This window comes from Bacillus sp. Y3 (assembly GCF_008123875.1).
GTDB classification, from domain to species: Bacteria; Bacillota; Bacilli; order Bacillales; family Bacillaceae; genus Bacillus; species Bacillus altitudinis.
The window spans coordinates 147,222-161,985 of the sequence record NZ_VSSC01000006.1; the positions used below are offsets into that span (position 1 = coordinate 147,222).

Sequence of the window (14,764 nt, forward strand, 5' to 3'; positions counted from 1 at the left end):
ATGAAAGCGTATACAACATAAGGGGTGAACGAAATGTTAGCGATCTTAGGATTTCTTATGATGATTGTATTTATGGTTTTAATTATGACGAAACGTATGTCTGTTTTAACGGCATTGGTATTAACACCGATTGCATTTGCTCTTATTGCAGGTTTTCATTTTACAGAAATTTCAGACATGATTGTCAAAGGTGTACAGCAAGTTGCACCAACGGCGGTCATGATCATGTTTGCCATTTTGTACTTCGGGATTATGATTGATGCAGGTTTATTCGATCCAATGGTGGCGAAAATTTTAAAGATCGTCAAAGGCGATCCATTAAAAATTGTTGTCGGAACAGCCGTCCTGACGATGCTTGTCGCACTTGACGGTGATGGAACCACAACGTACATGATTACAACAACAGCCATGCTTCCACTATTTACACTGCTTGGCATTCGTCCGATTATTTTAGCGGGTATCGCCGGAGTCGGCATGGGGATTATGAATACGATTCCATGGGGAGGGGCAACACCTAGAGCGGCAAGTGCACTTGGCGTTGATCCATCACTTTTATTTGGCCCGATGATTCCAGTCATTGGTGCAGGGGTTTTGAGCATGATTGTGGTGGCATACTTTCTTGGGAAGTCTGAAAGAAAACGTCTTGGTGTTATTGAGCTCGAACAGCCGATTCATGCAAATGAAATGGCAGCAGCGCTGCAAGATGATATTAAGCGACCGAAACTTTGGTGGTTTAACCTGACACTGACTTTGCTTTTGGTTCTCTTGCTTGTGTCTGGAAAAGTAAGCTTAACGGTTCTGTTTGTTCTTGCCTTCTGTGTTGCCATTATCGTGAACTATCCGAACCTTGAACAGCAGCGTGAGCGGATTGCGGCTCACTCAACCAACGTCTTAGCGATTGCTTCCATGATCTTTGCGGCAGGTGTTTTTACAGGCATCTTAACTGGGACGAAAATGGTTGATGAAATGGCGATTTCGATTGTTTCGGCTATTCCAGAGCAGCTTGGCGGGTTTATTCCAGTCATTGTCGCGCTAACAAGCGGGATCTTCACTTTCTTTATGCCGAATGATGCATACTTTTATGGGGTACTGCCGATCCTATCAGAAACAGCGGCAGCATACGGTGTCGATAAAATTGAGATTGCGAGAGCATCTATCATTGGTCAGCCGATTCATATGTTAAGCCCACTTGTTCCATCGACTCATTTACTTGTGGGACTCGTTGGGGTATCACTAGATCAGCATCAGAAATTTGGCATGAAATGGGCGGTTCTTGCAGTCGTCGCCATGACAGTGATGGCGGTTCTCATTGGGGCCATTTCGATCTGGTAATGAGAAGAGTGTCTGTTGCTCATGCAGGCGCTCTTTTTTAGGTCCTATTGCAGGGCAACATCCATTCATTTGCCCTATATAAAGACATGCATGATTCCTCCAAAAGATATATTTTTGAAAAATGCTGACACTTTTGCTGTTTTTTTCTTTATAATGCAAATCAACGAAGGGAGAGGATAGCATGTCCAAACAGAAAAGTACCATTCTTTTTGCTGCTGTATGCCTCATGGCAGGAAGTTTGTCGATGGTGACCCCAGCTTCAGCGAATGCAGAGACCCCTTATTATGGAAAAAGCTATGAGCAGCCAGCCTCGGTTCAAAAACTGTATCCTGAGCCTGACGAAACGTTTGATACCCCTGCCTTTCAGAAAAAAGGAGAAGCATTTACCACACAAGAAGAGCTTCAAGATTTTTTACGTGACATTGTCAGTAAAAGTCCTTACGCCACGCAGAAACAGATTGGAACATCCATTGAAGGCAGATCCATTCCAGCCCTCTATTTTACAAAGGATCGTCACATCTCTCCACTGTCAAAAAAGCCAACGATCTGGCTTCAAGCACAAATACACGGAAATGAACCAGCCTCCGGTGAATCTGCCCTTGTCATCGCCAAACGACTAGCAGGTGATGAAGGAGAGCGTATACTGAGCCATGTCAACGTCATCATTGTTCCAAGAATCAATCCAGATGGTTCTTATGCATTTGACCGCAGGCTTGCAAACGGAATGGATGGCAACCGTGACCACATGACACTAGAATCTCCAGAGCTGACAGCCCTTCATCAAGAATTTAATCGCTTTGCGCCCGAGGTCGTCATCGATGCCCATGAATATGATGTTGGTCAAAAGCAGTTTGAAGACATCGGTGCATCAGGTGCACTCAAGTATCACGATTTGCTGATATTATCCGGTAAGAATTTGAACATTCCTGAAAGTATTCGTTTCACGTCAAATGAATTGTACGTCAACGGAGTGCGTGAAACATTGACGAATAAGGGATTTTCCAACGATTTATATTATACAAACACAAGAGGGAAGGACGGAAAAATCGATCTTTATGAAGGCGGAACTGATGCACGAATTGGCCGAAATGCCCTAGCGCTTTCACCAGCTATTTCATTTCTTGTAGAAAGTAGGGGGATTGGAATTGGCAGAGAGGACTTTACCCGGCGCGTGGCAGCACAAGTCACCACTCATGAAAAAATCATTGAGACAACGGTGAAGCATGCTAAGCAGGTGAAGCAGCAAATGGTGACGGAGCGGCTGAAACTTGTGAAAAAAGGTCTTCAATCAAACGATGATGATCAAGTGGTCATTCAAGATGCTTTCAAGGCGCCTGTGAACGATTCACTTGAAATGGTGGATATTGAGAAAGGACAAACCACCAATGTCCCGGTACGTTTTCATAGTGCAAGTGATGCGGTTCCTGTATTGACAAGAGAACGGCCGACAGCTTATCTTATTCTCCCAGGACATGAAGGAGTAGATAGAAAGCTCAGAACTTTAGGGTTAAAAAGTGTGACACTTCCTGTTGGCATGAAAGTATCTGTACAAGCCTATCAGGTAACAAAACGAGTGGAAACAAGTAAAACAGATATTCAGCTTGAAACGAGACTCGTTGAAAAGAAACGTCAACTGCCAAAAGGAACAAAGGTATATGTGACGGCACAGCCAGAGACCAATTTGTTGTCACTTGCCCTTGAACCAGAATCAAAAGACAGTTATATGTCATCGGGTTTTATTGCATCAAAAGTAGGCGATGAACTACCAGTTTACCGATTCCTGTTATCTCAAAAGACGTTAGGTATGAAATAAAAAGGACTAAAATCAAGTTCATTTTAGTCCTTTGTCAACCATCTAGAAGCGGCACAGTGCGTGCCGCTTTTTCTATTTTCGTCCAGCTCTGATCTCATCGGTCATGCCTTCATACGGTGCTTCTGCGATAATCGTTTCATCGTTTACCCCAGCATGGTGGATGTACGTAATGTCTGCGAATTCTGGTACGACATATTTCGGATAGGTTTCATATTTTTCACGGGATTCTTTCATGAGGTCGATATAGTCATTTTGATAGCAAACGGTGATATCTGGACGTTCATGCACCCATTTTGGGAAGAAAATGACCCCATGCATGCGTTTCTCCTCAGGCATAAAGTTTAAAGACACGTCTGTCCCAGTCGGTTCCGTCCAGGAAACTTTGTATACCCCTTTTGTCAGCTTCACAATATTCACTTCTTGATCACGAACCCAGCGGCCTCCAACCATTCCGCTATGAATGCGGTAATCAATGGTGTGATCATTTTTAATGTAAATCTCATATTCCCAGCCATTTTCATACGTATAAATCATATGAAGTCCAACGAATTGATCCATGTTTATTCCTTCTTTCAATTAAAATGATGTTGTTTCAAACATGTCATGATTTACATGTTTATTTTAGGGTGTATGGTATACTATTGTCAAAGAATATGCGTTGGAGGCATGTCATGAGAGTACTGAAATATGCCATTCTTGGCTTACTAGATCAGCGTGAGCTGACGGGATACGATATGAAGAAACACTTTGAAGATTCCCTTGGACAGTTTTGGAGTGCGAAGCATAGTCAAATATACCCTGAATTAAAGCGGCTAACAGAAGAGGGTTTTATTGAATTTGATATTCACATACAAGGAAAAAAGCTAGAGAAGAAGGTCTATCAAATCACTGATGCAGGAAAAAGAGAACTGCATGAATGGTTAAGGAAAAAAGGCCCGATTCCAGACACAACAAAAGATGAATTTATGTTAAAAACGTTCTTTATCTCATCTATGGATCAAAAAGAAGCGGTCGGTCTCTTCTCACATCAGCTGCAGGAGCGAACAAAGAAAGTGGAGATGCTTGAACAGAAACTGAACGTTTTAACAGAAGAAGATCCATCTGCCCAATCACTGCATTCAACTCAATTCGGGCATTATTTAGTACTGACAAGAGCAATCGAAAGGGAAAAAGGGTATGTTCGCTGGCTCCAAAAGACCCTTGAAGTCATTGATTCATCCATTGTCTAAGGACAATCGTCGCACGATATGATAAAAAATGGTTTGAAACAAGTGAATTTATCAATAGAAACCGCTACAATGGATATATTCGTATTAAAGTGAGGCGAGTATGTTTGAGTAACCAAGAAGCGTTGTGGAATGAAGCAGAAGCTTTTATTTCTGTATGCTATGAAGAATTAGGCAAGTCAAATGAAGAAAAAGCAGCACGTCTGCATGAAATAAAACAAGAAATTGAGTCTGACGGCATGTATACTCATACGCAGGAAGAATTAGCTCACGGGGCAAAAATGGCATGGCGCAACAGCAACCGGTGCATTGGGCGCTTGTTTTGGTCAACACTGCATGTGCATGACTGCCGGCACGTGACAACAGAAGATGAGGTGAAAGAGGCACTCTTTCATCATATTGAGTATGCGACAAATGACGGTAAAATCAAACCGTCCATTACCATCTTCCCACCAGAGAATAAGGGGCGGAAGGAAGTCGTTATTTATAATCATCAGCTCGTTCGTTATGCGGGATATGAGTCGGAATATGGCATCATTGGGGACGAGGCATCACTTGAATTAACCAAGTTGTGTGAAGCGCATGGCTGGAAAGGCGAAGGCACGCATTTTGACCTTCTGCCACTTATGTTTCAGCTAAAAGATCAGCCGCCGGTTTTGTATGATCTTCCGAAAGAAATCGTTCAAGAGGTAGAGATCACTCATCCTGAATATGATGGGTTCGGTGATTTAGGACTGAAATGGTATGCTGTTCCGATTATTGCTGATATGAAATTAGAAATTGGCGGCATTCATTACAATGCGGCACCGTTTAATGGATGGTATATGGGAACAGAAATTGGCGCACGAAATCTAGCTGACGAAAACCGCTACAATATGCTGAAAAAAGTCGCTTCTATTTTAGGGCTCGATACAACAAAAAATTCGTCACTTTGGAAAGACAAAGCCATTGTCGAATTGAATGTCGCGGTTCTGCACTCTTATCGCGAGGCAGGGGTAACCATTGTAGATCACCATACAGCAGCCCATCAATTCAAGCAGTTTGAAAAACAGGAAGAAAAAGCTGATCGTAAGCTGACTGGTGATTGGACATGGCTGATTCCGCCAGTATCACCAGCTGCTACGCATATCTTCCATCGTCACTATGACAATACGATCGTGAAACCGAATTATTTTTATCAGGAAAAACCCTACCACGGGACGGAAAGAGCCTAGCGAAAAGCTAGGTTTTTTTGTATGAAATGAGTCTTTGGAATGTTGTTTGATTTGGAAAATGATGGTTTAATGGCGGTGAAATCAAAAAGGGGGAATATAGATGAAAAAAATGACGTTGCTCATATTTTTGGCTGTATTCAGTTTCAACGGATTTCTACCACTAGGTGATGAAAGAGCTAAAGCAACGACTGGAGCAATGGTTCAGAATGACATCGATTTAAAGGTGACAACCGATCGTTCAACTTATACTTCGCTTCATCCTCAGGTCAACGTCAACATGACAGCAATAACAAATGAAACACTTTATTATACAGCTGCTATTCGAAAACTTACTTTCCCAGTGACACCAGTCTTTACACACGAAGGGTCTATCTCTGGACAAAACGCTTTCGCAGCACCTACTCGTTTATTACTTCCTAACAGTGGATCAGTCAACTATGATGTTCATGTGAGTCTCTACAAAGATGCTTCACGTACAACCTTGATTGGTTATTATGTTGCAAACCCATTTACTGTTGTGAAATAAAGGATACACATCAACTATCCTTTAATCCGAAAGTCTTGATAATGGGCGAACTTGGTGAGCGGCTCCATGTCCAAATGTGTGACTTTTGAAAAAGGACTACCTTTACGGACGGTCTCTAAAAAGTCAAACACCTCCTGCTGCTCTCCTTCTACTTTTAACTCCACGTGACCCTCATCTGTGTTGCGTACCCAGCCTTTTATCCCTCGATTGACGGCTTCTCCTTGAACAAAATAACGAAAACCGACTCCTTGAACTCGTCCTTTTACAATAGCGTGATAATGAACCAATGTCATCTCTCCTTTTTTCTCATCGTACCATAACCTGTCTCGTTCCTTCACGTACCGACTATGATTTGACTGTCAAACCATGTAAAATAAAAGCAATCAGACAATCAAAGGAGATGGCGAGAGTGGGGCAGACAAGGTACGACATCGAAGGAATTCAAGTAGGACAACCTATCACCACCTATGTGAATGGAAAAGAAATCAAAACAGCCATCAACAAAAAGCGTATTCACGAGCCTGTTTATTTGAGTAAGCTCAATTTTGATGGAGATGGACAAGGTGATTTGGTCCATCACGGAGGTGATGATAAAGCCGTTTGCGTCTTTCCATATGATCACTATACTTATTTTCAGCAATTTTTAGGGGGGCCGTTACAGGAGGCAGCCTTCGGTGAAAACGTGACCGTGCATCAGCTTGTAGAGACAGAAGTTCGTATTGGAGATGTATTTCAGCTTGGGGATGCGCTAGTTGAGGTCAGCCAGCCAAGACAGCCATGTGTGAAGCTCTCTCTTAAGCATGGAAACATGAAGCTTGTAAAGGAAGTGCAGCAAACGGGATATACCGGTTTTTATTTGCGTGTGCTGAAAGAAGGAATGGTCTCTCCTGATGAAGCTCTTGTGTTAGTCGAAAAAGCGCCCCATCCCATCACAGTCCACGAAGTCAATGAAGTCAAATACCGTCAAGTAGATCAAAACAGGCTGAAAGCAGTTCTTGAAGTAGATGCCTTAGCAGATGTGGTCAGAAAATCTTTAGAAAAACGTGTTCAGCCCATATAAAAAAGCCGTACATCTGCTATGGATGTACGGCTTTTCAACATTTAAGAGCTCGTTTTCTTTTGCTCAAGAAGATTTGCAAGGAAATAAGTTTTAAAGCTTTGAAGCTTTCTTCCTTCATGCTTGGTCACACCAAGCTTCTTTAATTCTTCGACATACCAGCCTTTGCTACCATAATGCATGATAGAAAACTCCTTTCAATGGAAACTGCCTGCATTGTAACATCTCAAAAAAGGACGTGAAAAGTGTGCAGGTGTTTAGAAATGAAAACTGATTCTATCTGCCTATGATCCATGTATATGCTGGAAATAATTATTTATGAATTTGGCGGGTTGAGGGTAACGATGATCATGCCCACTGTCATAATCATGATGACAATACCGAGGTAGGTCATCATGGATTGTTTTTTCTTAATACCTACAACCGTTAAAATAATACTTTCAATAAAGAAGATAACACCGATGATGATGAACCACATATCAAATAAGACCCCTTTCGCATATCTTTGCCTATTTTACCACAGGCATTTTTGTTTAGTCGTGACAGATTCGTGAAAGGGATTGCAGATTGTTGAGAAAGGGCTAAAATGAACTTGATTTTAGCCCTTTGTCTTCTCTTCAGCGTGATAGAAAACCTTTGAAGTCTAGGAAGGACGAGTACTGGCGCGCAGGACTGACACCGAATGCGGGGGTTTGTCTACACGCTAAAATCCCCTCCAGTGAAGGAGGGGACCTGCTTGCTTACAGCTTTGTTAAAATAATCGGTTCGTCTTTTGTGATCACAATCGTATGTTCAATCTGTGCGACCAGGCTCTTATCAGGTGTTTTAAATGTCCAGCCGTCATCTGCTTGATAAATCGATTCAGCATTTGTTGAAATGAAAGGTTCAAAGGCGATCACTGTCCCATTCTTAAACAAAGCATTATCGAATGGATCATAATAGTTCAAAATATGGTTAGGTGCTTCATGCAGGCTTTTCCCAATGCCGTGTCCTGTCAGGTTTTTAATGACGGTAAATCCTTGTTCTTTCGCCGTATTGTAGACCGCACGGCCAATTTGATTTTGTCTTTTTCCGGCTTTCGCATGCTTTAATCCTTCAAGGAATGCATCCTCTGCACACTGGCATAATGCTTCAAGACGAGCATCTCCTGTACCTAAAACGAATGAAATCCCAGTATCGGAATAATATCCATCAAGCTCTGCTGAGATATCAATATTAATGAGGTCGCCCTCTTGTAAAATGGTTTTTTCACTTGGAATGCCATGTGCGACTTCATCATTGACACTGATGCAAGTCGTACCGGGGAAATCATATTCTTTTTCAGGAGCTGAATTGGCTCCATGCTCTTCTAATATTTTTTTCCCAATCAAATCTAATTCTTTTGTAGACATGCCTGGTTTCGCTTGGCTTTTCATTTCTTCTCTTGCCAAAGCGACAATTCGGCCGACTTTTTTTAAGGCTTCTAACTCATGATCATGTTTGACAATCACTGTTCATTCCCGCTTTCTATAACTTCATTCTATTCAATAGCTTACCACATTTTACGCCAAAAGAGTAAAGGCTGAGATTCGGGTGAGGTGTGGACAAATTGGTATAGATAACTAGATGTGCATATGATATATTTTTTATGAACATCATGAGAGATTTGTTCATGATGATGACGAAGGGGGGAGAAATAAGATGGTGTTTCAGTTTTTTCAAAAGTTAGGAAAATCATTTATGCTTCCAATCGCTGTGCTTCCTGCAGCGGGTATCATTTTGGCTATTGGGCGAGAAGATGTATTCAACATCCCGTTTATTCATGCGGCAGGAAATGCAATTTTTGCGAATTTGGCTTTAATTTTTGCTATGGGTGTAGCGATTGGTATTTCAAAGGATGGTAACGGAGCAGCGGCGTTATCTGGAGCGATCTCTTATTTTATTTTGTCAGCTGGTACCACGTCGATCAATTCGACCAACAATATGGGGGTATTGGGTGGTATTTTGTGCGGACTTTTGGCAGGTTACGTTTACAATAAATTTAAGGACACGAAACTGCCTGAATACTTAGGTTTCTTTAGTGGAAGACGGCTTGTGCCTATTATGACAGCACTTTTTACCATTCTATTAGCAGCCGTTTTTGGTTATGTATGGCCTCCAATTCAAAGTGTGATCAATGATTTAGGGGAGTGGATTTTAAGTCTTGGAGCAACGGGTGCCGGGCTGTTTGGCTTCTTTAACCGCTTGCTCATTCCATTAGGACTTCACCATGTGCTGAATAATCTATTTTGGTTTCAATTTGGTGAATTCAGCGGAGCGACAGGTGATTTAGCGCGGTTCTTCAAAGGCGATCCAAGTGCAGGTGTCTTTATGACTGGTTTCTTCCCAGTGATGATGTTTGGGCTGCCGGCGGCATGTCTCGCGATGGTTGTGACCGCAAAGCCTGAAAAACGAAAAGCAACAGCCGGTCTTATGATTGGAATGGCACTGACGTCATTTATTACAGGAATCACAGAACCAATTGAATTCTCATTTATGTTTTTATCTCCACTTTTATATGGTGTTCATGCGATATTAACTGGTCTTTCGCTCTTTATTGTCAACACCTTAGGCATTCATAGCGGTTTCGCTTTTTCAGCGGGTGCGATTGATTACGTTTTAAGTTTTGGAATTGCGCAAAAACCCATTCTGTTACTTGTAGTTGGGGTCATCTATGGCGTGATTTACTTTGTTGTTTTCTATTTCCTGATTAAATTGTTAAAGCTAAAAACACCGGGCAGGGAAGATGATGACATCGAAGATATTTCAGGGGATGATACACATACTGCCGGAGCAAGTATGCTCGTAGAGGGACTAGGCGGCAAAGGCAATATCACCACAATTGACCATTGTGCGACCCGTCTTCGTTTAACAGTAGAAGATACCGATTTATTAAATGAAGGTACATTGAAAAAAGCAGGTGCCAAAGGGGTACTGACGTCAGGAAAAACTTCCGTACAAATCATCATTGGAACAAATGTCGAATTTGTCGCCGATGATCTTCGCAAGGAAGTCGATCGGGACTAAAAAAAGCGTTCAGCCAGATCAAATGGGCTGAACGTTTTTTTGTTTTCGCTGTTCGATCACCAGTACAATGCTGATGACAACAAGTAAAAACCATGAACTGATTTTACCAAGATGGACGAGAGACCAAGCATGCTGCTGATTTGGATATTGCCATGCTCCTAAAAAGGTCGTGACATTTTCGGCCACCCAAATAAAAAAGCCAATCAGCAAAAACGAGATAACAAGCGGCATGCGAAAGGTCGATGAACCGACCTGAAAGGAAACGGCTGTTTTTCGAAACACAACCACTAGGAGTAATGTCAGCCACCAGCGTAGATCATAAATCCAGTGATGAGTAAAGAAATTGAGGTAAATACATAAACTGATCCCAATCGAAAGATACGGATGAGGCCATGCTTTCACCTTCACGTGAAGTCGAGTCAGTGCCTGATAAATATAGCTTGCCACGCTCGCATACATAAAACCGCTATAGAGCGGAACCCCAAAAATTTTCGTATAAGCTTCTTCAGGATAGGACCATGAACCCATATGTACTTTGTAGATTTCTAAGCCTATTCCAATCACATGAAAGAGACAAATAACCTTCAACTCTGTCAGCGTCTCAAGCCGTAGCATCAGCATGAGAAGCTGTGCCATGAGGCAAAGCAGAAGAATAACATCATATCGATGAAGAAAAGGAATAGACACGACCTTTGATAGGGCAAGCGCCGTAAAGATCATGACAGGAAATAGACAAGAGATGGCCTGTAAATAAGCAAAATGAAATAATGTTTTCATACAAAATGTAACCCCTTTTTACTGTCTGAAATAACTTAGACGGCAATAGCAAGGGGAAAGTTTACCTCGACTAGATATTCATGAACAATTTGTGAATATATATGTGAAAAGGATCACAAATGTATATTAAGTAGTATAATAAGATCATAAAGAAAATGTGAAATATTTCACATAATTTAAAAGGAGGCATCATCATGTTTACAAAATTCTTACAAACGAATGTATGGGCAGCGGTTATCCTTTTGGCAGCAAGACTTTATATCGGATGGACTTGGCTGACATCTGGTATTGGAAAACTAACAGGCGGATTCGATGCATCAGGATATTTGCAATTTGCCATAGCTGAACCTGTTGTGAAAGATGGACATCTTGTTTATCCGTTCTATGTCTGGTTTTTAGAAAATATCGCGTTGCCAAATGCCGGACTCTTCAGTGCCATGGTCATGTGGGGAGAAATCTTAGTTGGTCTAGGACTAATTGTTGGATTGTTCACAACAACAGCAGCCTTTTTTGGAAGCGTGATGAATGTCTCTTTCTTACTAGCTGGAACCGTTTCTGTTAACCCGCTTCTTCTTCTGATCGCCGTCTTCATTATGGCAGCGAAAGGAAATGCCGGAAAACTTGGCCTTGATTATGTAGCAGGTCCAGTCCTTAAGCGAAAACTGAAAAGAAAGCCGCATTTAGAAGTGGCATCTTAATAAAAGAAAGCATCCTGAGCGAAAACTCAGGATGCTTTTTATTTAGGAACTGGCTTTGATGAGGTTAATATGCACCACAGTCAGCTCGTGCTGACTGATATCTGGATCATGTCCGACGATAAATTCGAGCTCATAATCACCGGTCTGATAAACGTATTTCTTCTCTTTTGTTTGTGGGATGGTGCTGACTGAATCTGCTGGTCCAAGATGTTTCTTTAATAGGGAAGGAGTCATTCCTCCGATATTCGTTTCTTTTTCTACATTTGTTCCAAAATAACGGATTTCGTTAATCTTGCCTTTTTTGTCATAGTGAAAAGCAAATCCAGGGTTGCCCATCTCAGCATGATACAAATCAAAGCCGCTTTGACCGGTTTCTGGATAAGGCTGTCCTAGTTTATGCCGAACGTCTTTTTTTGTTTGAACCCCTATTTTGAGTCCTTCTGCATAGTATGGCATTTGTCCTTGATGTGCTAGCTGATAAATGCTGTTTAGCGCTGCTTTCGGCCCTTGAGGAATGGACTGTTCTGCCTGCGTTTGGGTCAGGGCGTGCGCTGAAATCGCCGGGCTAAAACCGAATAAGGTGGAAGAAGCGAGTGAAGCGGTCACGACAAAAGCTGCTGTTTTTTTCATGATTAATCAATCCCTCCTTCTTCAACTATACCCGGTGCCATGTGGATCAAACGTAAAAAGCCCCAGCTGATCTTGGATCGGCTGGGGCCTTAAATGAAAAAGTTATTTGGAAGACGAGCTGGATTCATCTTTGGCGGAAGAGGAATCTTTTTCATCCTGTACTTTCTTTGTGTAGTCATAATCATTGCGTTCAATTGGTGTAAAGCCTTTAGGTTTGTAGAAACGGAGTAAATCTTCCGTGACAATCTTATCAGATGTCTCTAGCATCTTTTTCACCGTTTCGTTTTCTTGTGATGCCTTTTCAGTCGGCTCGATTTTTTCACCTGTTTTGTTGCTGTAATAGTTGTTGCCTACTTTCGTGTAGTCCTTAGACACGAAGTCTCCATTTCTAAATGGCACAAGCTCTTTAAAGTTCTTCGATAAGATATCAGAACCAGACATTAAATAGTTCTTCGTATCATCTCCGAGCAGGTGGAGAAGAGTAGGCGCAACATCGACTTCACCAGAGTATTTATGAATCTGTCCGCCTTTTACGCCTGGCACATGGATAAAGAGCGGCACACGCATAAGCTGGGCATTTTCATAGTCTCCAATTTTTTCGCCAGTCACTTTTTCCATCGCTTCATTATGGTTTTCTGAAATGCCGTAGTGGTCACCGTACATAATGACGACGGTATTGTCATAGAGACCAGATGTCTTCAAGTCATTAAAGAACTGTTCAATGGCTTCATCTAAATAATGAGCAGATTGGAAGTAGTTATCAACGACGGAGTCTCCGAAGTCGCCAGGTTCAAAATCAGTATCACCTTCATCCATACCAAATGGGAAGTGGTTTGACAGCGTAATGAATTTTGAATAAAACGGCTGTTTCAGATTTTCAAGCATTGGCATGGATTCTTTGAAGAACGGTTTGTCTTTCAATCCATAGTTCTTCGTATCTTGTTCATTCATATCGTAGTACTCAGAATCGTAAAATCTGTCATATCCAAAGGACTTAAACATTTCATTTCGGTTCCAGAACGTTTTCGTATTCCCGTGGAATTCTGCGGACGTGTATTGGTCCTTTTTCAAAATGCCAGGAAGTGCCTGATATGTGTTTTGAGCTTTGTTAATAAACACAGAGCCTTGTGATAATGGGAAAAGCCCCGTATCCATCATAAATTCCGCATCAGATGTCTTTCCTTGCCCTGTTTGATGGAAGAAATTGTCAAAATAAAACGTTTTGTTGTCATGGGCTAATGAATTTAGGAAAGGAGTGACCTCTTTTCCATTCACCTTGTAATCAATGACAAAGTTTTGCAGTGATTCAAGAGAAATCGTAATGACGTTCATGCCTTTCGCTTTCCCGTAATAAGCTGGGTTAGGATCAGCGCTGTTCGCCTTTAGATAATTCTCTACATCTGTTACGTCACTTGAATTTGCAAGGGCACGCTGGCTGTTTGATTTCACATTTTGAATGGCATCAAACACCGTAAAATTATAAGCACCCAAGTATTTGACTAAATAATTGCGGTCGAACGATCTTGATAAAAGCTCTGGGCGATCAATTTCTGCTGCGATTAAGTTGACAACAAAGATCAGAACAGAGGACACAAGAACGAGTCTAAACGATTTTGTTTTTTGAACAGGTACAGTCGCTGTACTTGTTTGCTGCTGTCTTTTCATGCGGACTGCGAGTACGATCAAGATGATGGTATCGAGAAAGTAAAACATATCAGTCCAACGCATGAGTGAAAATGCACTATCACCTAATTGTCCGCCATTCGTTCCTGCCTGCATCACTGTAGGCAGCGTGATAAAGTCATTGAAGAATCGATAGTACACGATGTTTGCGTAAAGTAAAAAAGACATGAAAAAGTGAATCACAATGATAGCGGCAGGCTGCCATTTTTTCTTGAACAATAAAGCAAAGCCAAGAAAGAACAAGCTGGAGCTAATAGGATTCACAAAAAGCAAAATATGCTGAAGCACATTTGATATACCAAGTTTAAATTCGATTAAATAAGCTGTATACGTCTTGAGCCATAACAAGATGGCTGCAATTACAAAGAAGCCGAGGCCCCTTTTTTGAATAAATGTTTTCATTTAAACACTCCTTTTCTCCGTTAAACGGAAGAGGCGGAACGAAAGAAAACGAACCATTAGAATATACCATGAAATGCACAAATAGAAAAGTCATAACCGGTGAGCACCTAAGGCAACCTGTCCGAGCTAGAAATGGGAAGACATCGAAAATATTCGATCTCCGAAAAACTTTTTGTGAAATTCATCCTAATAATTACAGAAAATTCTGTATTTTTCCTGTTGCTATATCAATAAAACAGGTAAAAAGACACAAGTCTAAAGAATTAATTTGATTTCTACAATGGTGTATTTAGGCGTATTTCCAGTGTTTATTAATGTTTATGCAGGTTAAGTAAAAAAAATGAATGAATAAACCGCTGAA

16 protein-coding genes are annotated in these 14,764 nt (G+C 41.4%); 8 read left to right on the plus strand and 8 right to left on the minus strand.

Annotated features, from left to right (window positions below):
• The first annotated feature begins 33 nt into the window (after nt 1–33).
• On the plus strand, nt 34–1,332 hold the full coding sequence (gene citM, locus FXF70_RS15325) for an Mg(2+)/citrate complex secondary transporter CitM (RefSeq protein WP_008341779.1): 1,299 nt from the start codon (nt 34–36) through the stop codon (nt 1,330–1,332).
• A gap of 181 nt (nt 1,333–1,513) precedes the next feature.
• Nucleotides 1,514–3,145: a M14 family metallopeptidase gene (locus tag FXF70_RS15330; protein WP_148780605.1), complete on the plus strand. Its 1,632-nt coding sequence runs from the start codon at nt 1,514–1,516 to the stop codon at nt 3,143–3,145.
• A 72-nt stretch (nt 3,146–3,217) separates the two neighbouring features.
• Here the strand turns inward: FXF70_RS15330 and FXF70_RS15335 are convergent, their stop codons facing one another.
• Nucleotides 3,218–3,703, minus strand: a complete 486-nt coding sequence (locus FXF70_RS15335; RefSeq protein WP_008341777.1) for a phenolic acid decarboxylase — start codon at nt 3,701–3,703, stop codon at nt 3,218–3,220.
• Between the two features lie 113 nt (nt 3,704–3,816).
• Here FXF70_RS15335 and FXF70_RS15340 point away from each other — a divergent pair, with 113 nt between their 5' ends.
• The 3 genes from FXF70_RS15340 (at nt 3,817) to FXF70_RS15350 (ending at nt 6,111) form a co-directional block, all read left to right on the plus strand.
• On the plus strand, nt 3,817–4,374 hold the full coding sequence (locus tag FXF70_RS15340; RefSeq protein ID WP_148780607.1) for a PadR family transcriptional regulator: 558 nt from the start codon (nt 3,817–3,819) through the stop codon (nt 4,372–4,374).
• Nucleotides 4,375–4,478: 104 nt separating this feature from the next.
• Nucleotides 4,479–5,585 carry a nitric oxide synthase oxygenase gene (locus FXF70_RS15345; protein ID WP_148780609.1) on the plus strand — a complete coding sequence of 369 codons (1,107 nt, stop codon included), beginning with the start codon at nt 4,479–4,481 and terminating at the stop codon, nt 5,583–5,585.
• A gap of 100 nt (nt 5,586–5,685) precedes the next feature.
• A complete protein-coding gene (locus FXF70_RS15350; RefSeq protein ID WP_025206917.1) occupies nt 5,686–6,111 on the plus strand; it encodes a hypothetical protein in 426 nt (141 codons plus the stop codon).
• A 14-nt stretch (nt 6,112–6,125) separates the two neighbouring features.
• On the opposite strand, the gene FXF70_RS15355 is transcribed toward FXF70_RS15350, so the two are convergent.
• Nucleotides 6,126–6,398, minus strand: a complete 273-nt coding sequence (locus FXF70_RS15355) for an acylphosphatase (RefSeq protein ID WP_035391366.1) — start codon at nt 6,396–6,398, stop codon at nt 6,126–6,128.
• 122 nt (nt 6,399–6,520) lie between these two features.
• On the opposite strand from FXF70_RS15355, the gene FXF70_RS15360 reads away from it, so the two are divergent.
• On the plus strand, nt 6,521–7,171 hold the full coding sequence (locus tag FXF70_RS15360) for an MOSC domain-containing protein (protein ID WP_148780611.1): 651 nt from the start codon (nt 6,521–6,523) through the stop codon (nt 7,169–7,171).
• 41 nt (nt 7,172–7,212) lie between these two features.
• Here the strand turns inward: FXF70_RS15360 and FXF70_RS15365 are convergent, their stop codons facing one another.
• The 3 genes from FXF70_RS15365 to map form a co-directional block, all read right to left on the minus strand.
• The gene (locus FXF70_RS15365; protein ID WP_008341771.1) at nt 7,213–7,350 is read right to left on the minus strand and encodes a YflJ family protein; all 138 of its coding nucleotides are present in this window, start codon (nt 7,348–7,350) and stop codon (nt 7,213–7,215) included.
• Between the two features lie 134 nt (nt 7,351–7,484).
• The gene (locus FXF70_RS19100; RefSeq protein WP_008341770.1) at nt 7,485–7,646 is read right to left on the minus strand and encodes a hypothetical protein; all 162 of its coding nucleotides are present in this window, start codon (nt 7,644–7,646) and stop codon (nt 7,485–7,487) included.
• 262 nt (nt 7,647–7,908) lie between these two features.
• A complete protein-coding gene (gene map, locus FXF70_RS15370; RefSeq protein WP_008341769.1) occupies nt 7,909–8,658 on the minus strand; it encodes a type I methionyl aminopeptidase in 750 nt (249 codons plus the stop codon).
• A 190-nt stretch (nt 8,659–8,848) separates the two neighbouring features.
• Between map and nagE the strand changes: the two genes are divergently transcribed.
• The gene (nagE, locus tag FXF70_RS15375; protein ID WP_008341768.1) at nt 8,849–10,213 is read left to right on the plus strand and encodes an N-acetylglucosamine-specific PTS transporter subunit IIBC; all 1,365 of its coding nucleotides are present in this window, start codon (nt 8,849–8,851) and stop codon (nt 10,211–10,213) included.
• Between the two features lie 18 nt (nt 10,214–10,231).
• Here the strand turns inward: nagE and FXF70_RS15380 are convergent, their stop codons facing one another.
• Entirely contained in the window at nt 10,232–10,990 is a 759-nt protein-coding gene (locus tag FXF70_RS15380) for a DUF817 domain-containing protein (protein ID WP_148780613.1), read from the minus strand.
• 194 nt (nt 10,991–11,184) lie between these two features.
• On the opposite strand from FXF70_RS15380, the gene FXF70_RS15385 reads away from it, so the two are divergent.
• Nucleotides 11,185–11,688 carry a DoxX family protein gene (locus tag FXF70_RS15385; RefSeq protein ID WP_148780615.1) on the plus strand — a complete coding sequence of 168 codons (504 nt, stop codon included), beginning with the start codon at nt 11,185–11,187 and terminating at the stop codon, nt 11,686–11,688.
• 42 nt (nt 11,689–11,730) lie between these two features.
• On the opposite strand, the gene FXF70_RS15390 is transcribed toward FXF70_RS15385, so the two are convergent.
• Together FXF70_RS15390 and ltaS are read right to left on the minus strand one after the other, a co-directional pair.
• Nucleotides 11,731–12,318: a YjgB family protein gene (locus FXF70_RS15390; protein ID WP_148780616.1), complete on the minus strand. Its 588-nt coding sequence runs from the start codon at nt 12,316–12,318 to the stop codon at nt 11,731–11,733.
• A 102-nt stretch (nt 12,319–12,420) separates the two neighbouring features.
• Nucleotides 12,421–14,403, minus strand: a complete 1,983-nt coding sequence (ltaS, locus tag FXF70_RS15395) for a lipoteichoic acid synthase (protein WP_008341764.1) — start codon at nt 14,401–14,403, stop codon at nt 12,421–12,423.
• Nucleotides 14,404–14,764 lie beyond the last annotated feature (361 nt).